Source organism: Chryseobacterium sp. (assembly GCF_022869225.1).
Taxonomy (GTDB): domain Bacteria; phylum Bacteroidota; class Bacteroidia; order Flavobacteriales; family Weeksellaceae; genus Chryseobacterium.
Genome location: NZ_JALIHL010000001.1, coordinates 2,095,604 through 2,119,396, shown reverse-complemented (window position 1 = coordinate 2,119,396; position 23,793 = coordinate 2,095,604). Strand labels below are relative to the sequence as shown.

Sequence of the window (23,793 nt, the reverse complement as noted above, 5' to 3'; positions counted from 1 at the left end):
TAAAATTATTTATCGTTTATCATCTATCATTTATAATTTATTCTACTTCTTCAAAGAATTTTTTTACTTTTTCCATAAGCGACTGCCCGAAGGTTAATTTCGCTTTTCTGTTTTCCCGCTGTTCGTTGGCTACTGGTTGCTCCTGAACAGATGCTGCCTGCTGCTGAACCGTCTGTGCTGTTTCTGCCTGCACGGAGGCAGATACTGCTTCAGGCTGTGGCTGCTCGCTGGCTGTTTCCTGTATCTCATCGGCAGTCTGCTTTTTGTCCCTGATCTTTAAACTCTCCATCAATAACCCGATAGAAGTAGCAAATTCAGGACCTTTCAGATACTGATTTTTATCGTTGGCAATATATTCATTGGCAAAACCAATTCTACTGTCAAAACCTGTTGTATAATTAGCCAGCTGGCGAAGGTGCTTTAAGTTTGAACCGCCACCGGTCAAGACAATACCGGCGATCAGCTTTTTCTTTTGTTCAAAAGCACCGTAAGCTTTCAGCTCTGTGTTCACCATTTCCAAAACTTCTTCTACTCTCGCGTTGATAATCTGTGCCAGAGTTTTTAAGGAAATTTCTTTATCAGGTCTTCCGTGAAGCCCGGGAATGGTTACAAAAGTACTGTCTTTTTCCAATTCGGGAACAGCTGAACCAAATTTTACTTTCAGTTGTTCAGCATGTTTCTCAATAATTGAACAGCCTTCCTTGATATCTTCTGTAATAATTCCGCCACCGTAAGGAATAACACAAGTGTGACGGATGATATTATCTTTAAAAATAGCAATATCAGTTGTTCCTCCACCAATGTCAACAATCGCTACACCAGCTTCTTTTTCTTCTTTTGTAAGAACAGCTTCTGAAGACGCTAAAGGCTCTAAAGTAAGAGCTTCCATTTCTAATCCGGCTTCACGAACGCATCTTGCGATATTTCGGATGCTTCCCATCTGCCCAACGACTACGTGGAAGTTAGCCTCTAAACGTTTTCCGTGCATTCCGACAGGCTCCTGAATTTCACCTTCGGAATCCACTTTATATTCTTGAGGAAGTACATGGATAATTTCTTCTCCAGGAAGCATGACCAGTTTCTTGACCTGATCCTTTAATGCTTCAATGTCATCGTCTGTAATAAATTTATCCGGATGTTCACGCATAATATAATCGGAATGCTGCAGGGAACGGATGTGTTTTCCAGCAATACCTACCGTTACCTTGCGGATAGGAACGCCGGCACTGGATTGTGCTTCGGACACTGCGGCCTTGATTGAATTAATAGTTTGTGAAATATTATTCACAATACCTTTATGAACACCAAGACTTTTAGCTTTTCCTACACCGAGAACTTCTATCTTCCCGTGTGCATTCCTTCTTCCGACAATCGCGACTATCTTTGTTGTCCCGATGTCCAGACCTACTGAATACTCTTGATTTTCCATTTTTATATCGATTTGATTTTTTCTACTTTTTCCACATAGGACTTATCCTGTTTTGTGTTAAATGGTCCCATCGGGACTCTCTGTTTTATTCTATTTTCACTTTGGCTTTCTGCTTTGGTTTGGACTGTGCTGAAGCCGTTGGTTTTTTATCCGTTTTTTTCGTTTCTTTTGGCTTGGAGCTCTCTTTAGGCTTTACCTGTGCAGAGCTGTTTTTTTTAGTTTCTGTTGTCTTTGGTTTTGTTTTCTGTTTTTTAACGGGAGCCGTGGATGACGGAACCTTTGCCAGTTCCAGTTTTCCCGCCTTCAGAAGACTGTCGTTTTCTTTGAAGTAAGGATTTAATGTGGTTACAATCTGGTTCTGATATTTTACCGATACCATGCTGTATTTTTGTGGGTCCTGATAGACCAGGTATTTCTCCACAAAAGTTTTAAATCCTTTTACCTTAAAGTCGATATTATCCAAATCTCCGATCTCTACCCGGTAGTTGCCTTCGCTTGTCAGAAGATTGTAGCTGTCTCTGCTTTTTGAAATTCCTATGAAGAATTTCTTGCTGAAATCATCTTTATCAATCTTTTCAACCAGCTCAGCCAGCTTTTCGTATTCATCAGGCTGTACGTTTCCTGTTACCAGCATACATGGATGTGAATAGGTTCTTGAAATCGGAAATTCTATCCCTTTTTCATCCACATAAAAATCTTTTCCATCTTTATTGAGCCTGAAAACGGGAATTCTCTGTTTGATATCCAGATTAAGCTTTCCGTTCAGGTTCAGATATACGTTGGCACTATCTACGGCAGGAAGAGCATTAATCTTCTTTTCTAAAGAAGGAATATTAAGATCTCCCACTTTCCCTGAAGGGTTTTCTTTTTTGACAATTTCCCTGATATCTTTTTCATCCACAAAATAAACAGGGGTCTTTTCACTCATTTTTACAGAAATCTTATTGTCTGTAATCTGCTGGCGGCTGAATCTCTTCAATGAGAAACTCAGTAACAATCCCAGGATGATTACCGTAACAACAATTTTTAATATTCTGTATTTATTTTTCATACTTTTTCTTTAAACGCTACCAACGCAAAAAGGGGTTAATGTTTTTTCTTCTTTTCGCGGACATTGCGTTATACTCAGATTTTTTTCATCCATTCACAGATAGGGTCGTACAGGGTATCTATATTTCCTGCGCCTACTGTAAGAAGGATATCAAAATCTTTTTCTTTTATTTTTTCAAAAGCATCAGATAAAGGCGATACTTCTTTTTTATCTAAATTCACTTTTTCCAACAGCCAGCTTGAAGTAATTCCTTCAAAATTTTCCTGAAGTTCTCTTGCCGGGTAGATGTCAAGCAGCATCAATTCATCAGCACGGCTTAAGCTTTCAGCAAACCCGTCTGCAAAATCTCTTGTTCTGCTGAAAAGGTGTGGCTGGAAAACAACCAATAATTTTTTATCGGGATAAAATGTTCTGATAGAACCCATTACAGCATTGATTTCTGTAGGGTGGTGAGCATAGTCATCAATGTAAATTTTACCATTTTCATAGATATGCTTGGTATATCTTCTTTTAATTCCTTTAAAATTAGCTATTGCTTTTTTCAGCGTATCAAAATCTGCGCCTAAATTGTGAAGAATAGCCAATGCTACCGTAGCATTTTCCACATTATGGATTCCCGGGATTTCCCAAACAAAATCTTTAATGGTTTCTGTTGGGGTATGGAAGTCAAAATAGATTTTATCATGATCCATACGAAGATGATCCGAATAATAGTCCGCTTTTTCATTCACCGCATAGGTTTGATGTCCTCTGCCAATCTCAACTCCTTTTCTTACAAATAATTTTTTGTCTTCAGGAACCAGCGCAGCAAATTGTCTGAATCCTTCTTCAATATGGCTCTTATCAACATAAATATCCAGGTGATCGGCATCTGTTGAAGTTACTACTGCCCAATCCGGAGAAAGGTTCAAAAAGCTTCTGTCATATTCATCCGCTTCAACGACAGAGTAAGTTGATCCGTTATACAGGAAGTTGGATTTAAAGTTTTCAGAAATACCACCTAAAAAGCATGAAAAAGGGAGATCTGCTTCTTTGCATAGATGGGAAATCAGGGTAGACGTAGTCGTTTTTCCATGAGTTCCTGCTACTGCGATACAATCTGTATTTTCTGTAATTAATCCTAAAACTTTTGCACGTTTTAAAACTTCAAACTGATTTTGATTAAAGTAATCTAAAATTCCAAGCGTTTTGATAGCGGGAGTGTAGATGACCAATGTATTTTCTTTCTGAAGAGAGGTTATCCTTTCATCAATAAGGTCTTCAAAAACAATATCAATTCCTTCTTTGATCAGATTTTGAGTGAGTTTTGTATTGGTTTTATCATATCCCAATACCTTTTTACCGGATGCATTGAAATAACGTGCTAAAGCACTCATTCCGATACCTCCGATTCCAACGAAGTAAAAGTTTTGATATGTTTCTAATTTCTTCATTAATTTAAAAATTGAAAGATTAAATGATCAAAAGTTTATCCTTTTTTCAAATCATCTTGTTATTACATTCAATATCTCATCTACAATCTCTTTTGCGGCATCTGGCTTGGCAAAATATGTAAGATTGTCTGACATTTCTTTTCTTACACTTTCATTTTCGCAGATCTCTGAAAGGGTATTCCAGAACTTTTCCTGCATTTCAGAGTCTTTTACCATTCTGGCTGCATTTTTTTCAACCAGGTTCATGGCATTTTTGGTTTGATGGTCTTCCGCGGCAAAAGGGAAAGGAACCAGCAATACCGGTTTCTGTGCTACAGCCAACTCTGAAATGGCTATGGCTCCGGCTCTGGAAACAATGATATCGGCTGCAGAATAAGCCAGTTCCATATCTTTGATGAATTCAAGGATCTGAATATTTCTGGTGTCTATATCTTTTGTTTCTTCTAAAATATCTTTATAATCAAGCTTTCCGGTCTGCCAGATCAGCTGATAATCTTTATTTATAATTTCATTTAAATGAGATTTCCAGGCATTGTTCAATGTTCTGGATCCTAAAGAACCACCTACCGATAAAATAGTAAGTCTGTCTTTGTTTAATCCCATTTTTTCTTTTGCCACTGCTGTTTCCTGCATTCCTGAAATAATAGTGGAACGGATCGGATTTCCCAGAAATTTTATTTTTTCTGCCGGAAAGCCTTCTACTTTTGGGTAGGCCGTGAAAACAGCTTTGGCTTTCCTGCTTAGAATTTTATTGGTTACTCCGGCATAGGCATTCTGCTCCTGAATGAAAATCGGAATTCCCAGTTTACTTGCTTCATAAAGGGCGGGTCCGCTGGCAAAACCACCGGTTCCTACTGCAAAATCGGGTGCAAAGCTTTTGATGATCCTCTTTGACTTTGACAAACTTTTAAGAATCTTAAAAGGAAGTCCCAAATTGGATAACAGATTTCCCCTGTCGATTCCTGCAATATCGATTCCTTCTATTTTATAACCGGCCTGAGGAACTTTTTCCATTTCCATTTTACCGTTGGCTCCAATGAACAAAAATTCTGCATCAGGAAATCTTTTTTTGATCTCATCAGCGATGGCGATGGCAGGGAAGATGTGTCCTCCTGTTCCTCCGCCTGATAATACTATTTTTAATTTTTTGCTCATTTTCTACAATTTTCAGATTGCTTCGCCACGTTGTTCCCTGAGTGGCCTAAGCAATATCGTTTATTTCTGCGATGCTTTGTTTTTTGCCCATTCCTTCTTCATCGTAAATCTGGATTCTGGAGCTTATATTCAAAATAATTCCTAACTGCAAGTAGGTGACCAGCATTGAGGTTCCCCCATAACTTATTAAAGGCAGCGGCTGACCTGTTACCGGGATCAGATTGATTGCAACAGCAATGTTGACTGAAAGCTGTATAAAAATCATTACCCCGAGACTGAGCACCAGCAATGATCCGAAGAAGGCCGGCATTTTACTGGCGATCATCACAATCCGTATCATCATAATGAGATAAAGACTGATCAGAAAAGCAGCACCAATTACTCCATATTCTTCTACGATCACAGCGAAGATAAAGTCGGACGCAGACTGTGGAAGCATTTGTTTTAATGCACTTTTTCCAGGTCCCATCCCTGTAATGCCTCCGTGTACAATGGCTGCCTTTGCCTGCATTACCTGATAATTTTTTGCTTTTACACTTTCATCATCAGTATCTGCCGTTTTGGCTTTACTGGAGGTAAATGTTTCAATACGGCTCATCCATGTATGGACACGGTTTCCACCGATCATATTGGTATTCAAAGCAATCAGTAAAAAGAAAACAATGGCCACAAATGAAGCGGAAATGAATCCTGCAATATATTTCCAGTGAAGCTGCCCAATGATCAAAACGATTACGGAAACCATTAAAATCATGAGTGCTGTGGATCCGTTATCTTTTGCAACCAGTACAAAAACAAGAAGGATCGGTCCGAAAATATACATGATATTCTCTATCGGAAGTCTTTCCCTGGTGATCTTTTTGGTTAAATATCTGCACAGATAGATAATCAGCATTAAGAAAGCAAATGATGACGGCTGGAATGAAATAGGGGTTCCCGGGATTTTCAGCCATCTGGAAGCACTGGCTCCGTCTATAGTCTGGCCAGTAAACATGGTAACAACCAGTAAAACAACCATCAGCCCCAGCAAAATACTGCTGAGCTTGCCGATGTATTCATATTTTACGGTTCCTACCAGTCTCATGATTCCTAACCCTAAGACTACAAAGAACATATGTTTGATAACGTGACCGGTGGTGGTCCCGTTATTAACGATGTATTCCAGATTTGAACTTGCAGAGTATACGGGGAAAATAGAGAAGATGGAGATCACAAGGATGACCATCCAAAGTACTTTATCGCCCTTTAGAAACTCAAATCTGTTTTCTGTGTTCTGTTCGTCCATAGTTAATGCTGTTGGCTTCTGGCTATTGGCCATTGGCTTTTAATACCTGCTGTTTAAACTGGTTTCCTCTGTCTTCATAGCTTTTGAATAAATCAAAGCTTGCACAGCATGGAGATAAAAGGACTGTATCCCCTTTTTTAGCCAGTGATTTTGATATTTTCACTGCTTCTTCCATACTTGAAGTATCATAAATAAATTCCTTCTTCTCTTTAAAGAAGTCTATGATCTTTTTGTTGTCTATTCCAAGGCAAACAATCGCCTTTACTTTTCTTTTGACCAGATCCTCAATTTCGGTGTAGTCATTCCCTTTATCTAATCCTCCAACGATCCATACAGTTGGAGTTTTCATACTTTCTAGTGCGTAGTAGGTGGCATTGACATTGGTGGCTTTACTGTCGTTGATGTATTTTACTCCGTCAATTTCAGAGACAAACTCCAGTCTGTGTTCTACTGCCTGGAATGTCATTAATGAATTCCTGATGCTTTCATTGTTGATTTCCAATATTTTACCGGCTATTGAAGCCGCCAGGCTGTTCGCTACGTTGTGGTTTCCAAGAAGAGACAATTCATCAATTTTCATTGAGAATTCATCTTTTACCTTTACCACAATGTTTTCATTATTAATGTATCCCCCTTCAGCCAGTTTTTCCTTGGTGGAGAAAGGAATCATTTTAGCTTTTATTTCCAGCTTTTCAAGAAGGTTTTTACTCATTTCATCATCTTTGTTGTAGATGAAAAAATTGTCATTTTCCTGATTTTCAGCTATCCTGAATTTTGCCAGCGCATATTCTTCATAATTGTAGTTGTACTGATCCAGGTGATCCTGAGACAAGTTCAGCAACAAAGAAATATAAGGTCTGAAATTCTGAATATCATCCAGCTGGAAGGAGCTTACCTCCAGTACATAATATTCATAGTTTTCATCGGCTACCTGCTTTGCAAAGCTGTATCCGATATTTCCTCCAAGACCTACATTTAATCCGTCATTTTTCAGGATGTAATAGATCAGAGAAGTGGTGGTTGTTTTTCCGTTACTTCCGGTAATGGCAATAATCTTTGCATCTGTAAATTCGGATGCAAATTCAATTTCAGAAGAAAGCCTTATTCCTTTTTCATGAATTTTATGAATGATCTCTGCCTTTTTCGGAATTCCCGGGCTTTTTACAATCCAGTCTGCACTTAGAATTCTTTCTTCATCATGCTTTCCTTCTTCAAATTCAATTTCATTATCGGTAAGAAACTGCTTATAGTTATCCTTAATGGCTCCTTTGTCCGAAAGAAATACTTCCAGACCTTTCTTTTTGGCCAAATAAGCAGCACCGCATCCGCTTTCTCCTCCTCCTAAAACAACTATTTTCATATTATAAAAGCTTTATGCTATAGGCTTTAAGCTTTAAGCTTATTGCTTACAGCTTTTAATTTTATCTCATTTTCAAGGTGATCAGACATACAATCGCCAGGATTACACCGATGATGATCATTCTGTTCACGATTTTACTTTCGTGGAAACCTTCTTTCTGATAATGATGGTGTAATGGTGACATTTTGAATAGTCTATTGTTTTGGGCATATTCCAGCCCATATTTTCTTTTTCTATATTTGAAGACCCAAACCTGTAAGATTACAGAGAGTAATTCTATTAAGAATACTCCACATAAAACAGGGATCAGGAGCTCTTTTCTCAAGATAATCGCTAAAACCGCAATTACTCCGCCCAGCATCAAACTTCCTGTATCTCCCATGAATACCTGTGCAGGATAGGTATTGTACCAAAAGAAGCCTATTACCGCTCCTACTAATGCAACCGCAAAAATGGTGGTTTCCCCCATATTCGGAAGGAACATGATGTTGAGATAATCGGCAAAAATAATGTTTCCGGAAATATAGGCGAAAAGAGCCAGGGTAAGGAGTATAACGGTACTGGTTCCTGCAGCAAGACCATCTATTCCGTCGGCAATATTGGCCCCGTTCGAAACGGCTGTTACAATAAAAATGACAATGGGGATAAATACAATCCATGCCCATTCGTGAGCATCTTTATCATTCATCCAAAATAAAATTCCACTGTAATCGAATTCATTATTCTTAGCAAAAGGAACGGTGGAAACTGTTATTTTTTCAGTAGGCATGAAGTTTTGCTCTACATTATTTCTGTTTACTACTTTTGCATCGGCATATTTTCTTTTAACCGTGATGTCCGGGTGGAAATACATTGTAATTCCGACAATTAGCCCTAAACCGACCTGTCCTACTACCTTAAACTTACCGCTTAACCCGTCTTTGTTTTTCTTAACTTTCTTTAAATAATCATCAAGAAAACCAATGGCTCCCATCCATAACATTGAAACCAACAAGAGAACAATATAGACATTGGTGATTCTTGTAAATAACAGCACCGGAATAAGGGTTGCCAAAATGATGATAAGCCCTCCCATCGTAGGAGTTCCTTCTTTTTGCTTTTGGCCATCCAGCCCAAGATCACGCACCAATTCACCCATTTGTTTTGTTCTCAGATAATTGATCACTCTTTTTCCGTAGACAAGAGCAATGATAAGAGAAAACAATACCGCCATTCCGGCACGGAAGGAAATGTATTTTAACATCCCTAATCCCGGAACATGGATCCCATGGTTGGTTAAATATTCGTATAGATAGTATAGCATGTTTCTTTTTTAATTTAAAATTTAATTTATTTAAAAATTTAAAGATTGGACTTCTCCATATTTTCACTTAAATATTTAATAAAGTTGGAGATGTTTGAAGAAGCTTCTCTTGAAAGACTTATGATTTCTTCAGCTTTATCTTCGTCACCTAATTTTAATCTTTTACTTACAATTAGCATACTTCTCACTTCAGCGCAGCTGCCTTTTGCTATTTTTAAATATTTAATAAATGGTATATTATTGTTTATATTCCGAGCCTTCTAATATTGTTGCTAACTGAAAAACTCGCTCTTTTTATCGGGTTATTAAATTCAAATTCTTTTTCAAAACTTTTAGCCTGAAGAAATCTGTAAACTTTTTCAATGACATCTAAACTTTTGAGATACACAGGGAAATTTTCAAAATTTTTTGTCATCATCAAATTTTTAAATCATTAAATAAATTCAATCTTTCAATTTATTTACTCATCAATTTCCAAAGCTCATTAATTACTTCTTTGTCATCAAAATGATGTTTTACCCCATTTATCTCCTGATAAGTTTCGTGCCCTTTTCCGGCTACTAAAACAATATCTTTAGGTTCTGCAAACTTTATAGCCATTTTTATGGCTTCTTTTCTGTCCGGAATTGAAGTGTATTTGCTGAAGTTCTGAGGTTCAACACCCGCTTCAATTTCTTTGATGATCTGTGCCGGATCTTCTGTTCTCGGGTTGTCTGAAGTGATGATTGCCAATGTTGATTTTTTCGTGGCAATATTTCCCATTTCAGGTCTTTTGGAATGATCTCGGTCTCCTCCGCAGCCAAAAACAGTGATTAATCTTTCATTTTTGGTTCTGATATCGTTAATGCTGTCCAGAATATTTTCCAAAGCATCCGGAGTATGGGCATAATCTACGATAAAGAAAATTCCGCCCTCTGACTTAAAGGTCTCAAACCTTCCTGAAACTCTTTTTAACTTGCTGATGGCCTGAAGGATCTCATCCTGTTCAACACCAAGTTCAGCTGCGATTCCGAAAACCAGTAATAGATTGTATACATTGAATTTTCCGGTCAATGTGGTCCAGAATTCTTTGCCGTTGAAATTCAGCAGCATTCCGTTGAAATCAACTTCTAAGAGTTTTCCGTGATAGTCTGCCATGGTCTTCAAAGCATAAGACTTCTTTTTAGCCTTTGTGTTCTGAAGCATTACAGTTCCGTTCTTGTCATCTATATTGGTGATGGCAACGGCCGTATCTTCCAGCCCATCGAAGAATCTTTTTTTTGTTTTTAGATATTCTTCGAATGTTTTATGATAGTCTAAATGATCGTGCGTCAGGTTTGTGAAGCCGGCTACTTTGAAATGCAGTCCTTCGATTCTGTTTTGAGCAATGCCGTGGGAGCTTACTTCCATGAAAGCAAATTCACATCCTTTTTCCACCGCCTCAGCTAAAATGCTGTTGATCGTGATCACATCCGGGGTTGTATGGGTTGCCGGAATGATTTCTTCTCCGATTCTGATTTCAACAGTTGACAGTAAGGCTGCTTCATATCCCAGGTTTCTGAAAACATCAAAAAGCAGGGTAGAGACAGAGGTCTTTCCGTTGGTTCCCGTAACTCCTATCAGTTTCAGGTTCCTGGAAGGGTTTCCGTAGAAATTAGAAGCCAGGTGTCCTAAAGCTTTAGATGAATCTTTTACTTTTACATAGGTTACATTTTCCGACAGTGTTTCGGGAAATTCTTCACACACGATTGTGGCTGCCCCTTTTTCAATAGCAGATACAATGAATGTATGGCCATCCGCCACGGTTCCTCTCATGGCAATGTAAAGAGCATTTTCTGTCACTTTTCTGCTGTCGAAGACCAACTCAGCGACCTCACGGTTGCTGTCACCGTGGATCTCTATTACTGGGATTCTGTTTACTAATTCTGTTACTGTCATTTTTATAACAGGACTTTATCCTATTTTTTGTTAAATCGTCCTTTCGGAACTTTGTTTTAATTCTGCAGAGATAAATAAATTCTCTGGTTTTTGCTGATCGTGGTGCCTTCCAGCGGGAATTGTTCTTTGATTCTTCCAACTCCTTTGTAGTCGACGCGGTATCCGAGGTTTTCCAGCTGCGGGATTACATTTTTACCGATTAATCCTACTACATTAGGCATTTGCTTATCATTTACTGCTACTTTTACATTAGGTTCCACCATCTTGCTCAGGTTCACCTTTTTGTCTACCAGCATTTCTTTTTCAATGTTTTGCGGGGTTTTCAGGAACGTTTTCCCTGCAATTTCTTTAAACACCGGCGCCGCTACGGGGCCTCCATAAAATCCTATTGCCGTATTAGGTTCACTCACCATTACGTAGCATGTATATTTTGGAGCATCAGCCGGATAAAACCCGGCAAATGATGCCCGGTATTTCATTGGGCCCGGAAGCCAGTATTCAAATCTTGCAGTTCCTGTTTTCCCGGCCATTTTCAGGTTTGGAGTAAAGATGCTTCGTCCTGTTCCTTTCTCTACCGCTTTGGTTAGTGCGCTCGTCATCATTTTAATGGCCTTTTCAGAAGCCATTTTATTTACCATTACTTCCGGTTTTGCTTTATACATGACTTTACCGTCTTTCATGATTTTATCAATGAATAAAGGTTTAAGCATTTTACCACCATTAGCAACTCCATTATAGAAAGTTGCTAATTGTAACAGGTTAATGTTTGAAGAGTATCCGTAGGAGATGGAGGCCAGTGTTGCTGCATTCCATCTTTTGTTTTGCGGAGTAACGATCTTAGGTTTTGTGATTCCCGGAAGTTCGATGTCCATTTTGTCGAATAATTTCCAGCGTTTCAAATGGTCAAGGAAGATCTGGGGCTTTTCTGCATAATATTTGGTGATCAGCTTTGAAGTTCCTACGTTGCTGGATTTGGCTAAAACATCGCTGATATCGTAAGTTCCTCCACCGTGTCCGTCTGAAATTCTCTGTTTGGCATAGGTCCAGACTCCGTTTCCTACATTTACGGTTGTATTCTCATCAATAAATCCATCATCCATTGCTGCAAGAAGGGAAATGGTTTTAAAAGTAGATCCCGGTTCGATGTTGTCTTTCAATGCATAGTTATAAGAGTCTTCGTATTCTCCTGATTCTGTTCTTCTCAGGTTGACCAATGCCCGTACTTTTCCGGTCTCGACTTCCATGACGATCACCGTTCCATGCTTCGCTTCATAATTGATCAGCTGTTTCTCCAGAGCGGAGTGTGCAATGTCCTGAATTCTAAGGTCTAAGGTGGTGTATACATCTTCGCCGTCTACAGGTTCCTTAACTTTCCAGAAATCAATCGGTTTCCATTGGGAAGAATTAATTCTTTGCTCCAGTCTTTTTCCGTCGGTTCCGGTCAGGTATTTGGAAAAGGCTCCTTCCAATCCGGATTTTAGTTCTCCGTTATCCATACCGATGGTTCCGGCTCCGATTTCCGACGTGGCAAGTTCTCTCTTATAGTTTCTGTCAACGATGAAACCTCCTTTGTTTTTTCCTCTTTTGAAGATGGGGAATTTTCTGATTCTGTCATACTGATCAAAATCAAGTCCTTTGACCAAAGTATAATATTGGTTTTTCTTTTTCTTCTGTTCGTCAAATTTCTGTCTGAATTCGCTTCTGGGTTTTCCGAACATCTTACTTAAAGAATCGGTCAATGCTCCGATATTGTTGCTGTATACCGTATCTTTCATCGTTTTGAAGTCAAGATAGATATCATAGCGCATGACAGTGGTCGCTAGAATGGAACCGTCAGAGGCAAACAGGTTGCCCCGGGCCGCCTTTAAAGTGGCCTCACGGTAATTTTTATTAATGTAATCGTCTTTTATTTCCTGAACATTGGTGTTTTGAAGAATTACAATTCTTGCCAAGAACATTACAAACACGCACAAAGCTACCACTGCGAAGAGGTAGCCCCATCTTAACGTTTTTTTACGTTTATTGTCGTATTCATTTTGCTTTTGCATCTGTACTGTCCAGTTTTATTAGCAATTTATGAGGATGGTTTTCGAGGGTCATCAGTGAATCCCGTGCCACTTCTTTCCCCAGTTCCGATTCCATTTTTACTTTGATCAGCTTACTCTGGGCGTAAGCATTTCTTGATTTATATTCTTCTGTTTCTTCTTTTAAAGCATTTACAATTTTAATCTTCTTGTTAACGAGATGGTTACTGTAAATCATAGCCATCATCAGGATAAACAACAACAGAAAATACTTGTAATGTATTTTTATTTCATCACGGTTGAGAAAGTTTCCTTTTATAATGTCTATAAAAGTGAGCTTTTTCTGTGGGCGATATGTTGTTCTTTTTGCCAATGTATTGTTGATGGTTGACTATTGATGGCTGATCGTTCATATCATGTATCAATGATCATTTCCATTTATACTTTAATTCCTGTTCTCATTTTTGCACTTCTTGCTCTTGAGTTCTCTTCGATCTCTCTGTCATCGGGAATGATCGCTTTGCTCTTCAGCAGTTCAAATGCTTTTTTATAATTTCCGTAGATATCTCTTTCCGGTTCACCTTCAAACATTCCGTTTTTAAGGAATCTTTTTACCAGGCGGTCTTCCAGGGAATGATAAGAGATAACGACCAGTCTACCTTCCGGTTTCAAAACATTGTAAGCCTGAACAAGCATTTCTTTTAAGACTTCAAGTTCCTGGTTTACTTCTATCCTTATCGCCTGAAAAAGCTGGGCATAAAACTTATTAACCTTATGAGGAGGGATGTAGCTGAATAATTTTTTCAGATCCTCTGTGGTTTCTATGCTTTTTGTTTTTCGGTGATGAACAATCTCCCTTGCCAGTTTTCTGGCTTCTCTTAATTCTCCGTAATGGTAAAAAAGATCAGCAAGTTCGCCCTCTTCATATTCATTGATCACTCTTTTGGCGTCAAGATTCTGCATGACATTCATTCGCATGTCCAGAGGAGCATTGCTTCTTGTTGAAAAGCCTCTGTCCGCTTCATCAAACTGATGAGATGAAACGCCTAAGTCTGCTAAAACACCATCAACCTGAGGAACTCCATACATCAGTAAAGAGTTTTCCAGAAATCTGAAATTCTGATTAACCAATGTAAACCTGGGATCATCAATTGTATTTTTAAGCGCATCCAGATCCTGGTCAAAACTAAACAGTCTTCCTTTATCTGAAAGCCTGCTTAAAATTTCCCTTGAGTGGCCGCCGCCGCCAAAGGTGCAGTCCACGTAAATTCCGTCAGGATTCGTCACCAAATCATCTACACTCTGCTTCAACAAAACGGGGTTATGATACATGCTTAATTGTGTTTTTTGTTTAAAAAAATCTTAATAACCCATTACAGTTATTCTTCATCGAAAGAGCCCATTACATCCTCAGCCAGGTTGGCAAAATCAGTCTCATTGGTAGAGATTACCTCTTCGTAGGCCTCTTTATCCCAAATTTCAAAGAGCTCTCCTGCGCTTGTGATCACAATCTCTTTCTGAAGATGTGCGAAATGCGTCAGGTCTTTAGAAATCTGTAATCTTCCTGCATTATCCAATTCTACTGTTTTTACTCCTGCTGTAAACATCCGTATGAAATCAGCATTCTTTTTTATGAACCTGTTCAGTTTATTAATTTTGCCCATTAATTTATCCCACGCATTCATAGGATAGACTTCCAGACAAGGTTGGAACACAGATCTTTTGACTACAAACGCCTTATCGTCGAAGTTTTCCATCTGTTTAATCAAAGATGAAGGAACTTTTAAGCGGCCTTTGTCGTCAATTTTACACTCATATGTCCCAATGAAACTTTTCATTTGGGACAAATTTATATAATAATTTCCAAAATTTCCCACTTTTTCCCACTTTTTGACTCAATGTTAATAAGTTTTATTAAAGATTGAATTTTATATGTGTAAATAATTGATACGGTGAGGGTTGTAAAAACTGTTATTTACGCCATAATAAAGAGGTTTTGAAAAAAAAAGTTAAAAAGAGGAATATTATATTATTTTTATCTTAAATTAGGATAATCAAAATATTTTTGAGGTTTAATTTGTATTTTTGCAGGGCTTCATTAAAGCGTTTTATGATATTTAGTACAAAAAAAGAAAAGAAATATTCCTATGTAGAGGCGGGAGAAGGACATCCATTGGTGCTGTTGCACGGTTTAATGGGTGGTTTGAGTAATTTCGATAAAATGGTAGATTTTTTTTCAGACAGGGGATTCAAGGTTTATGTACCTCAGTTGCCCATCTATGATCTGCCGGTACTCAATACGAATCTTACCACTATTGCAAAATATATTATCAAGTTTATAGAGAGTCATATTTCAGGGCCTGTCACTATTGTAGGAAACTCAATGGGCGGACATATAGGGCTTATCATGACATTGGCAAGACCGGATCTGGTAAAGAATCTTGTTTTGACCGGAAGTTCAGGATTGTATGAAAGGACATTTGGTGATAGTTTTCCAAGGAAAAATGACCGGTCATATATAAGAAAGAAAACGGAAGAGGTTTTTTATGATCCGAAGATTGCCACGGAAGATCTTGTAGACGAGGTTTTTGGGGTGGTAAATGACAGAATGAAAGGAATAAAGACCGTAATGCTGGCAAGAAGTGCCATTAAGCATAATATGCTGAACGATCTTCCAAAGATCTTGACACCTACATGTCTTATCTGGGGAAAGCAGGACAATGTAACCCCTCCGGAAGTGGCGGAAGACATGCATAAGTTTATTCCTAATTCGGATTTGTTCTGGATTGATCAGTGCGGCCACGCTGCGATGATGGAAAAACCGGATGAATTCAATGAAATTCTGTACAACTGGGTAAAAGATAAAGTTTAAATCAATAACTAATGACCATTAAGAGCTTTTCTTAATGGTTTATTTTTCTAAAATATATTCAAAATGATTATTAAGACAGCGGAGTTTGTAAAAAGTAGTGGAAAATGGCAGGAATGTCCTGAACCTAATCTCCCGGAATATGCTTTTATCGGAAGGTCTAATGTAGGAAAGTCATCATTGATTAATGCAATGATGAATCATAAGGATTTGGCTAAAACATCACAAACTCCGGGTAAAACTCAGCTGATCAATCATTTTTTGGTGAATGAAAACTGGTATCTCACAGATTTACCGGGATATGGCTATGCTAAAGTTTCAAAAGTTCAGCGAAAGGATTTTGAAAAGCTGATCACCAATTATATTCTGAACAGAAGGAATCTCGTTAATCTTTTTGTTTTGGTGGATGTAAGACATAATCCGCAGAAGATCGATCTTGAATTTATTCAATGGTGTGGAGAAAGCGGTGTTCCTTTTTCGATTGTATTTACAAAAGCAGATAAGCTGAAACCTAATGCTGTTATAAAGAACGTGGAAGATTATAAAATGGAACTTCATAAAACCTGGGAAGATCTTCCTGAGCTTTACGTTACTTCAGCAGAAAAGAAAGAAGGAGGAGATGAAATTCTAAATTTTATACAAAAAACGAATGATTTTTTAATCCATAACAACGTAAGTTTCGATGAGTAACATAGTCTGGAAAATTAAAACCTTTGACGAGCTTACTGTTCCTGAACTCTATTCAATCCTGAAAGCCCGGATAGATGTTTTTGTTATCGAGCAGAACTGCCCGTACCCTGATCTGGATAATTACGATCAGAAAGCAGTTCATATCTGGGCTGAAGAAAACGGGCAGGTTTTAGCATACTGCCGTGTCTTTGATAGAGGAATAAAGTATGATGAAACTTCTTTCGGAAGGGTGCTTACAACAGAACAGGCCAGAGGAAAGAGCCTTGGAAAGCAGCTGATACAATATGCTGTTGAAACGATAGAAAACCGTTTCCATACTTCTGAAATCAAAATCTCGGCACAAGATTATCTTTTAAGATTCTATGCAGGGTTTGGATTTGAAGATACAGGAAAGAAATACCTGGAAGACGATATTCCGCATACGGAAATGATCAGAAAATAAATAAAAAGGCATCTCGTAAATGAGATGCTTTTTGGTTATATATGGTGCGTGTTTTTTTATTGAGCATCGGCTTTGCGTATAAAACCTGTTTTTTCTGCTTCCGGTACTTTCACTTTATACCAGAAATCGTCTTTTGAAATTGTAACTAAGGGCGTATTTTTCGCTACAGTTTTTATCACTTTTGATTGTAAGGAAGGTTTTTCAAAAATGGAGACGGCACGGCTGGTAACAATACTGTTATTTGTACTTCCCGTTTCAGCAAATGACCTGGATTCTGGTTTTGAAAGGGTTTTGCTGTTTTCTATGAAATGATCTAAGCCTGATGTGTATTTAGATTTAACTTTTTTAGAAGACGGAGCAGAGCTGCTTTTTCCTGAAGAACTGCCTTTACAGACCCCACAGGTGCCACCACTTTTACAGTGTTTACACCCGGAGCAGTTCGAGCAGGCGGTACAGGCGGCAGAACCGGTACATCTTCCGCCGTGAAGTTCATTTTCTTCGTATTGTAAGGATGAAAAAGAATCAGAAACGAAAGCTCCAAAACAGATGATGAATATAGAGATGAATGTTTTCATGGTTAGCTGTAGTTTTCTAATGTTTTATGGAGTTCATTTCTGTAATTGTAGATTTCATCAAGGTTATTTAATAAGACCTTTGCTCCTGAATCTTTACCGTTGTGAAATGTTTCAATATACTTATTGGAGGTGTTAAAATGTAGTCTGCAGATTGGTTTTCTATTATTATCATCCAATAAAATCCCGAAATAAGATAAGGTATCCCTGTATGCTATTCGGGAAGAAGAAATTTTCTCTCTTAAAATAGCCTTTACAATCTGATATCCTTCAAGTTCTTCTTCTGTAGTGATAATTTTAGGATCGTTATTTTCATCAATCTGTTGGGGAGCTTTTATATTTTCATCCTGTTTTTCGATCTGTTCATTAAGGGTTAATGCTGATTTAAGCCTAAAGCTGATGGATTCGTTGATAGACGTTGACAAAGCTTTTTTGGTATATTCCTTGAAAGAAATCATCCTATTGGCCGTTAAAGGTTTTTCAAAAAAACGATTAACGAGAAGGCGTACCATTTCATCAGAAGGGTTTTCAATTTCTTTTTCAAATTCTTTGCGGATGGCTTTGATATATTTCAGGGCTTCGGCAGAATCCAGGATATTGTCAAGATTGTAATCCTTTTTGGTAAAGCTTTCAAGAATTTTAATGGAGCTGTCTTTTAAATCCTCAATATTGATGGTGAAAAAAGGTTTTTCATCCATCACATTAGGCTTTTCAAGATCGGTATAAAAATTATAGATGATCCCGTTCGTAAGCACTCCAAACCGTGTTTTGGAAACATGATAATATCGGTGAAGCTGAGAATTATGAGCATCTGCATTTTCTTTCCAGTGTTTGCACTCTATAATGAAAATAGGCTCATCATTATTTCTTATTACATAATCTACCTTTTCTCCTTTTTTGGTCCCGATATCGCAGATGTGCTCGGGCACAACTTCTGTAGGGTTGAAAATATCATACCCTAAAATCTGGATAAAAGGCATTACAAAAGCATTTTTTGTAGCCTCTTCTGTGCTGATATGGTCTTTCAGGCCCATCACTTTTTGATGTAGCTGTTCCAGTTTTATTTTAAGATCCATTGTTTTTATTTTTTAAAGAGTTTGATCCATGATTTCTGCCTCCGGAGCATTCTTTTTTACAGAAGCAATTCCATTTTCCATTGCTGGTTTAGAGCTGTATAGCTGGCTTTTACCAATAATTTCCCCATTCCTTGCTTTAATTACGAAGTAGTCTTTGTCATTGACTGCCACCCGTCTGTCATATCTGTTATCTGCCTGTGAATTCACCCTTACAGATTCTATTCCTTTGTGGCAAGAAGCTTTTTGAACATAGCCTTCACTGGTTAAAATAATTTCTCCGTTTCCGGCCTTTAAATTAAATTGATACTCTTTGTTAATTCTTTGACTAATAATAAATTTTCCCATAATTATTCTGTTTAACACATCAAAAGTAGGACTCTTTACTTTTCATTTTTTACGGAAAGCCGTAAAAAAACCTTTCAAAAAATGAAAGGTTTTTTATATACCGGGGAAGTTTATAATCAGATAATTCCAATATCTTTACAGAAAGCCACAAGATGCTCATTACTGCTGACTTCCAGGTCTTCTTTTAAACTATTTAATTTTTTTTCAACGCTGCTCAGGCTATTGGGCCTTATATTGTTTTCCTGAAGGTAATTGGGAATGTTTTTCTGTAATACTCCTTTTGACAGGAGTGTCACCAGCGTAATATCATATGCTGAAAATTCATAACTGTTAAGCTTTTTCATCTCTTGTTTCAGATCAAGAGATAAATAGTTTTCATTGATATACACTGATGCAATGGATTTTTTCAGTTCCTTGGAATCATTTCTGGCCTTTCTGACATAGCCGTTGATTTTATATTCATTAAAAAGCGAATCAATAACACCTGACTTATGCTCTGCAGAGAATACAATTACTTTTAAAGACGGCTGAATTTCTTTGATACTCCGGATCAGTTCTCTTCCGTCTTTTAGTTTTTGATGATGATGATCTTCTTCATAATAAAGATCAGTGATCAGGAGATCATAAGGATTATTTTCCCGGATCGCTTTCTGCACTTTGGCTAAAGCATCGTCACAATAATATACATAATCCACATTCGGAATATGGAGGTCTTCCAGCGTTTTCTGAACAGAAAGGTTAATACTTTCGTGATCTTCGGCAATTAAAATTTTTTTGAACATTCTTTTAAAGTTTTTTTAGGAAACAGGAAATGAAATATTGATTTTCAATCCCTTTTCGATTTTAGTGTCAAAAATAATCTCCCCATGAACGGTTTCAATACGGGAATCCGTATTTGATAGGCCATTTTTATAAATTAAATCTCCGGGAATCCCGATTCCATTATCCGTATAATAGATTTTAATCATATGATCTATTCTCTCAAATCTGAAAGAAACGATGCTTGCTTTGCTGTGTTTTTTCATATTGACCAGCAGTTCACGAATGATTTGATACGTTTCATCAAAAGTGGATTCGCTTACTTCTTTCCAGATCGTTTTGTCATTTCCGGCAACATAAGTTTTTACATAATCATTATTAAAAGACCCGATAAGTCCGGATATTGTTTCACCAAAGCCCTGGCTATTATGTTTGCCGTTCGCTTTTTCGTAGGAAATATCCCTTGATTTTTCATAGACAAATTCCAGTTCATCAAGGGCTTCTTCTTTATCAAAATCTTTCTGGTTTTCAATCTTTGTCATCACCTGATAAATGCCGTTAGCTACTACATCATGCACTTTTTTAGAAAGTTTTAATTCGGTGTTTTTTACTTCAAGCTCTTTTTCTTTCTGAAGTCTTTTCTTTCTTCTTCTATACCAGAACAAGCCGCTGATCAGGAGTAATGATAGAGTACCTAATCCTATTCTTTGTTTTAAAATATGATTTTCTTTTTGAATTTGATCTGCTTTAAGCTTCTGATTTTCTGCCTTTTCTTTTTCTATACCATAACGAAAATAGGCAAACTGGTTCTTGGCTTCATTTCTTGCAATCTGTATACTGTCGTTAATGGTCTGGAATTTTGCAAAATAGGACTGATAATTATTTTTGTCTATGGTAATGATTTTTTGTAACGCCTGTAGCTGATCTTCGGGGTTATTGATTTCAGATGCTGTTTGCAACATTTTTTTTGCATACATTAAAGACTTTTCATTATCTCTTTCAAAAAAATAATCTGCCAGAGTAGCAAAACTGGAATTTAAACCATCCAAATCATTATCCTCTTCCCTGATCTTCAAAGCTTTATAGAACTCTGGTAAAGGGTCATAATGCTTGTTTTCAAGTAATTTTGCTCTGGCTAAATTATTTATCGCTCTGGATTGATTTTTATGATCATTGGCGAGAACAGCGTAATTCAGATATTTTTGAGCTTGTCTTGGATATTTTTTACTTATAAGCGCATTTCCCAGATTGTTATAATAGATAAATTTATTTTCTCCGCTATTACTATATTTTATAGCATTTTTGTAAAAGTTCACGGCGCGATCATGGTTGTACAAAAAAGAGGAAGCTATGCCCATATTGTTGTAATTTGATGCTAAATCTCTTTTTGTAATGCTATCATTTTCATTTTTTAAAAATGTATTGGCCTCTAATGAAGTCTCAATACTTCCAAAAAAGTCTCCATAATTTGTTTGAATAATCGCCATGTTGATTAATGATTCTGCGGCTCCAATTGAATCATTTGCTTTTACATATTCATCTTTGGCTAAATTATAATAATAAAAGGCTGAGTCAGAGATTTTTTTGTCTCTAAAGTTTCCTGCTTTCCGGTAGTAATTATTTTTTGTATGGGGTATTTTTTTGTGGGAGTTTTTCTCATGGCAAAACAAAAGTGTTGTCAACAAGATAATAAATAAAAAAATTTTCTTCATGAGTATTGTTTGGAGTGCAAAATAATAAAAAGGATAGATTTGTACAATCTATCCTTTTGTTTATTACGGCTGAGTAAAAGGGGGAGGAGTTTGTCCTGTATTTCCTGTTGTATTTCCTCCGTTTCCATGTCCATCTTCCGGATCTAAGCCTTCGCCGGTTCCCGGATCAGTGCTGCTGAGCGTTGTGATGGATGTTGAATCATTATTAGATGTTGATGTATTGGCGTTGTTATTTGAAAATGCTAAACCTAATAGCATTAGTATAATCTGGATCATTTCCTTAAAATTTTTGAAGTTGAAATTGTTTTTCTTCCTCCCGAGATCTATTGCTCTCGGGCCGTACACAGTTAAAATTTCGAAGCGCTTCTTAATTTTTTGGGAAGTGAACCTTCAAAAACGGAGGAGAAACATCTGCTTCCCAACCCGGAGTTTTCCTCCGTTTTATCTGGTGATTTCAAAATCAGTTTTGTAAATTTGTTTTTGTAATGTTTTGTTTATCACTGATTTTGTTATGGCAAAGATGGGGAAGAAAGGAAGGTGAGTGTTAGACAAAATATGGACATCGATGGACAAGAAATGGACAGGAATTCACTACGGAAACCCGTAATGCGACACGGTAGAAAATCACCTATTTTGTAATTGCCTTTAAAAACTAATTATGTCCAAAAGAAAACTATTAATCAATGAGGTATTTGAGCAAGCAAAGAAAGAATCTGGGAAAGCATCTAAAAGCGGATTAGCTCTTTATTTAAAAGTTCATCTTGAAACCTTTAAAATCTTTTTTGACGAAAAAACATTTAGTAGGTACTATGATGCTTTTGTATTAGGAATAAAAAAAGAAATAAATGTAGACCCTGATACTCTTAATAAATTGAGTCAGTATATTGGGTTTAAAGACTTTCTTGATTTCTCCAGTACTTTCGTCAAAGAAGACGAAAAAGCAAATAAAACAACGGTAAAAATAAGTGTTGATGAGGATGAAGAATCCTTATCAGAAAAACTATCCAAAATCATCATCAATATTACCAATGAGCAGCATTTCAAAATGCCGGAATTTGTTAAGCAAAATGGGCTGGGTATTATGGGAATATTGCTTATAGGAAGTGTATTAATGGGAAACTACCATTCACTGGGAGGGAAAGTTAAAAATACGAGTGTCACCTTAGGTTTCTTCGGAGTTCCAGAAGTTGATAAAAGCTGTATGTTCTGGGATAAAAATGAATATAGATTAGCAGATTGCGAAGACAGGAATCCTTTGCGCAGTCTTATTCCTAAAGATACTGTTCAAATAAAATATTTTAAAAGGATTACCAGAAAAGATACCTTGACTGTAGAGAATGCAATGGGACGAACATGGTATTCAAAGTTTAATGGAAACGTAGCGTTTTTTACGATGGACGGAGTAGATCCAGATACTGGAAGAGAATTAAGGTCTTCAACACCTTATATTATTGAAAAATATGCAGGTCAGCCGGTTCCGGTTGAAGAATAAAAAAAGCGAAGATTTCTCTCCGCTCTATTTTTTAATCTATATTCAGCATTCCCAGTTCTCCAAAGTGTTTCTTAAACTTCTGGATTTTAGGTCCTACCACAGCACTGCAGTAGGGTTGGGTAGGGTTCTCATTGTAATATCCCTGGTGATATTGTTCTGCCGGCCAGAATTTCTCGAATGGTGCTAATTCTGTAACATACTTTCCTGTCCATCTTCCTGATTCTTCTGATTGTTTTAATGCCTCTTCCGCTCTTTGCTTTTCTGCATCATCTTTATAGAAAATGACAGAACGGTATTGAGTACCGATGTCATTACCCTGTCTGTTCAGTTGAGTGGGATCATGCAGGAAAAAGAAAACGTCCATTAATTGTTCATAAGAAATAACTGCAGGATCATAAGTGATCTGTACCACTTCTGCATGATCGGTTGCACCGGTGCATACTTCTTCATATGTAGGGTTTTCTTTATGCCCGCCGGAATATCCGGAAATAGCAGATTTAACACCTTTCAGCATATTGAAACAACTTTCTACACACCAGAAACATCCGCCACCGAAAGTGATCTGTCCTAAATTATTGTTATCCATTTTTGGTAATTATATTGTTTTTATTATCTTTTCCAGATCTGGAAATATCTGACCAAAATTATGAAAAACTTTTTCATTTGAATATGATTTTACGTCTTAAACTCAAATTACAATGATAGATGCGGCAAATGATTTTAAACACGAATACCATAGCTTTCTTTACAAGCAATTCTTTACATTTTAATTAAATTTAAACACAAATGGCACGAATGTTTTCACAAATAGACACAAGGAAATATAAAGCCCAATCATCTGTGAAAATCTGCGTAATCTGTAGGCAAAAAACAAAAGCA

25 protein-coding genes are annotated in these 23,793 nt (G+C 37.2%); 4 read left to right on the top strand and 21 right to left on the bottom strand.

Translation table 11 applies throughout. The features are described 5' to 3' along the window. Nucleotides 1–37 precede the first annotated feature (37 nt). The 14 genes from ftsA to mraZ form a co-directional block, all read right to left on the bottom strand. Nucleotides 38–1,429: a cell division protein FtsA gene (gene ftsA / locus MUW56_RS09850; protein WP_292013027.1), complete on the bottom strand. Its 1,392-nt coding sequence runs from the start codon at nucleotides 1,427–1,429 to the stop codon at nucleotides 38–40. 85 nt (nucleotides 1,430–1,514) lie between these two features. Further along, nucleotides 1,515–2,480, bottom strand: coding sequence for a cell division protein FtsQ (locus MUW56_RS09845; protein WP_292013026.1), 966 nt, complete (start codon nucleotides 2,478–2,480; stop codon nucleotides 1,515–1,517). A gap of 74 nt (nucleotides 2,481–2,554) precedes the next feature. Continuing rightward, on the bottom strand, nucleotides 2,555–3,913 hold the full coding sequence (gene murC / locus MUW56_RS09840; RefSeq protein ID WP_292013025.1) for a UDP-N-acetylmuramate--L-alanine ligase: 1,359 nt from the start codon (nucleotides 3,911–3,913) through the stop codon (nucleotides 2,555–2,557). A 51-nt stretch (nucleotides 3,914–3,964) separates the two neighbouring features. Further along, the gene (gene murG, locus MUW56_RS09835) at nucleotides 3,965–5,068 is read right to left on the bottom strand and encodes an undecaprenyldiphospho-muramoylpentapeptide beta-N-acetylglucosaminyltransferase (protein ID WP_292013024.1); all 1,104 of its coding nucleotides are present in this window, start codon (nucleotides 5,066–5,068) and stop codon (nucleotides 3,965–3,967) included. A gap of 46 nt (nucleotides 5,069–5,114) precedes the next feature. Then, nucleotides 5,115–6,353 carry an FtsW/RodA/SpoVE family cell cycle protein gene (locus tag MUW56_RS09830; protein WP_292013023.1) on the bottom strand — a complete coding sequence of 413 codons (1,239 nt, stop codon included), beginning with the start codon at nucleotides 6,351–6,353 and terminating at the stop codon, nucleotides 5,115–5,117. Between the two features lie 22 nt (nucleotides 6,354–6,375). Beyond that, nucleotides 6,376–7,713: a UDP-N-acetylmuramoyl-L-alanine--D-glutamate ligase gene (gene murD, locus MUW56_RS09825; protein ID WP_292013022.1), complete on the bottom strand. Its 1,338-nt coding sequence runs from the start codon at nucleotides 7,711–7,713 to the stop codon at nucleotides 6,376–6,378. 61 nt (nucleotides 7,714–7,774) lie between these two features. Next, entirely contained in the window at nucleotides 7,775–9,016 is a 1,242-nt protein-coding gene (gene mraY, locus MUW56_RS09820) for a phospho-N-acetylmuramoyl-pentapeptide-transferase (protein WP_292013021.1), read from the bottom strand. A 38-nt stretch (nucleotides 9,017–9,054) separates the two neighbouring features. Further along, a complete protein-coding gene (locus tag MUW56_RS09815) occupies nucleotides 9,055–9,204 on the bottom strand; it encodes a hypothetical protein (protein WP_292013020.1) in 150 nt (49 codons plus the stop codon). Nucleotides 9,205–9,260: 56 nt separating this feature from the next. Next, nucleotides 9,261–9,434, bottom strand: coding sequence for a four helix bundle protein (locus MUW56_RS09810; RefSeq protein ID WP_292013019.1), 174 nt, complete (start codon nucleotides 9,432–9,434; stop codon nucleotides 9,261–9,263). Between the two features lie 38 nt (nucleotides 9,435–9,472). After that, nucleotides 9,473–10,933, bottom strand: coding sequence for a UDP-N-acetylmuramoyl-L-alanyl-D-glutamate--2,6-diaminopimelate ligase (locus MUW56_RS09805; RefSeq protein ID WP_292013018.1), 1,461 nt, complete (start codon nucleotides 10,931–10,933; stop codon nucleotides 9,473–9,475). Between the two features lie 56 nt (nucleotides 10,934–10,989). Continuing rightward, on the bottom strand, nucleotides 10,990–12,981 hold the full coding sequence (locus MUW56_RS09800; protein ID WP_292013017.1) for a penicillin-binding transpeptidase domain-containing protein: 1,992 nt from the start codon (nucleotides 12,979–12,981) through the stop codon (nucleotides 10,990–10,992). After that, entirely contained in the window at nucleotides 12,965–13,330 is a 366-nt protein-coding gene (locus MUW56_RS09795) for an FtsL-like putative cell division protein (protein WP_292013016.1), read from the bottom strand. Before MUW56_RS09795 ends, MUW56_RS09800 begins: the two co-directional genes overlap by 17 nt. Before the next feature lie 65 nt (nucleotides 13,331–13,395). Then, on the bottom strand, nucleotides 13,396–14,289 hold the full coding sequence (gene rsmH / locus MUW56_RS09790; RefSeq protein WP_292013015.1) for a 16S rRNA (cytosine(1402)-N(4))-methyltransferase RsmH: 894 nt from the start codon (nucleotides 14,287–14,289) through the stop codon (nucleotides 13,396–13,398). Nucleotides 14,290–14,336: 47 nt separating this feature from the next. Next, nucleotides 14,337–14,795 (bottom strand): division/cell wall cluster transcriptional repressor MraZ, encoded by a 459-nt coding sequence (gene mraZ / locus MUW56_RS09785; RefSeq protein WP_292013014.1) that lies wholly within the window; start codon nucleotides 14,793–14,795, stop codon nucleotides 14,337–14,339. A 272-nt stretch (nucleotides 14,796–15,067) separates the two neighbouring features. On the opposite strand from mraZ, the gene MUW56_RS09780 reads away from it, so the two are divergent. From MUW56_RS09780 to MUW56_RS09770, 3 genes are all read left to right on the top strand, one after another. Next, nucleotides 15,068–15,829: an alpha/beta hydrolase gene (locus tag MUW56_RS09780; protein ID WP_292013013.1), complete on the top strand. Its 762-nt coding sequence runs from the start codon at nucleotides 15,068–15,070 to the stop codon at nucleotides 15,827–15,829. Between the two features lie 63 nt (nucleotides 15,830–15,892). Continuing rightward, entirely contained in the window at nucleotides 15,893–16,516 is a 624-nt protein-coding gene (yihA, locus tag MUW56_RS09775) for a ribosome biogenesis GTP-binding protein YihA/YsxC (RefSeq protein ID WP_292013012.1), read from the top strand. After that, the gene (locus MUW56_RS09770) at nucleotides 16,509–16,958 is read left to right on the top strand and encodes a GNAT family N-acetyltransferase (RefSeq protein WP_292013011.1); all 450 of its coding nucleotides are present in this window, start codon (nucleotides 16,509–16,511) and stop codon (nucleotides 16,956–16,958) included. Before yihA ends, MUW56_RS09770 begins: the two co-directional genes overlap by 8 nt. Before the next feature lie 56 nt (nucleotides 16,959–17,014). Here the strand turns inward: MUW56_RS09770 and MUW56_RS09765 are convergent, their stop codons facing one another. The 6 genes from MUW56_RS09765 to MUW56_RS09740 form a co-directional block, all read right to left on the bottom strand. After that, nucleotides 17,015–17,533 (bottom strand): SH3 domain-containing protein, encoded by a 519-nt coding sequence (locus tag MUW56_RS09765; RefSeq protein ID WP_292013010.1) that lies wholly within the window; start codon nucleotides 17,531–17,533, stop codon nucleotides 17,015–17,017. Between the two features lie 2 nt (nucleotides 17,534–17,535). Continuing rightward, nucleotides 17,536–18,606, bottom strand: a complete 1,071-nt coding sequence (locus tag MUW56_RS09760; RefSeq protein WP_292013009.1) for a type I restriction endonuclease — start codon at nucleotides 18,604–18,606, stop codon at nucleotides 17,536–17,538. 12 nt (nucleotides 18,607–18,618) lie between these two features. Then, nucleotides 18,619–18,951, bottom strand: coding sequence for a YegP family protein (locus MUW56_RS09755; RefSeq protein WP_292013008.1), 333 nt, complete (start codon nucleotides 18,949–18,951; stop codon nucleotides 18,619–18,621). A 116-nt stretch (nucleotides 18,952–19,067) separates the two neighbouring features. Then, complete coding sequence (locus MUW56_RS09750) at nucleotides 19,068–19,733, bottom strand: response regulator (RefSeq protein WP_292013007.1); 666 nt, start codon at nucleotides 19,731–19,733, stop codon at nucleotides 19,068–19,070. Nucleotides 19,734–19,748: 15 nt separating this feature from the next. Beyond that, on the bottom strand, nucleotides 19,749–21,422 hold the full coding sequence (locus tag MUW56_RS09745) for a hypothetical protein (protein ID WP_292013006.1): 1,674 nt from the start codon (nucleotides 21,420–21,422) through the stop codon (nucleotides 19,749–19,751). Between the two features lie 63 nt (nucleotides 21,423–21,485). Beyond that, complete coding sequence (locus MUW56_RS09740) at nucleotides 21,486–21,698, bottom strand: hypothetical protein (protein ID WP_292013005.1); 213 nt, start codon at nucleotides 21,696–21,698, stop codon at nucleotides 21,486–21,488. Between the two features lie 382 nt (nucleotides 21,699–22,080). On the opposite strand from MUW56_RS09740, the gene MUW56_RS09735 reads away from it, so the two are divergent. Next, nucleotides 22,081–22,914, top strand: a complete 834-nt coding sequence (locus MUW56_RS09735; protein WP_292013004.1) for a hypothetical protein — start codon at nucleotides 22,081–22,083, stop codon at nucleotides 22,912–22,914. A gap of 31 nt (nucleotides 22,915–22,945) precedes the next feature. Here MUW56_RS09735 and msrA read toward each other — a convergent pair whose 3' ends face one another. Next, nucleotides 22,946–23,500, bottom strand: a complete 555-nt coding sequence (gene msrA, locus MUW56_RS09730; protein ID WP_292013003.1) for a peptide-methionine (S)-S-oxide reductase MsrA — start codon at nucleotides 23,498–23,500, stop codon at nucleotides 22,946–22,948. Nucleotides 23,501–23,793: the final 293 nt, after the last annotated feature.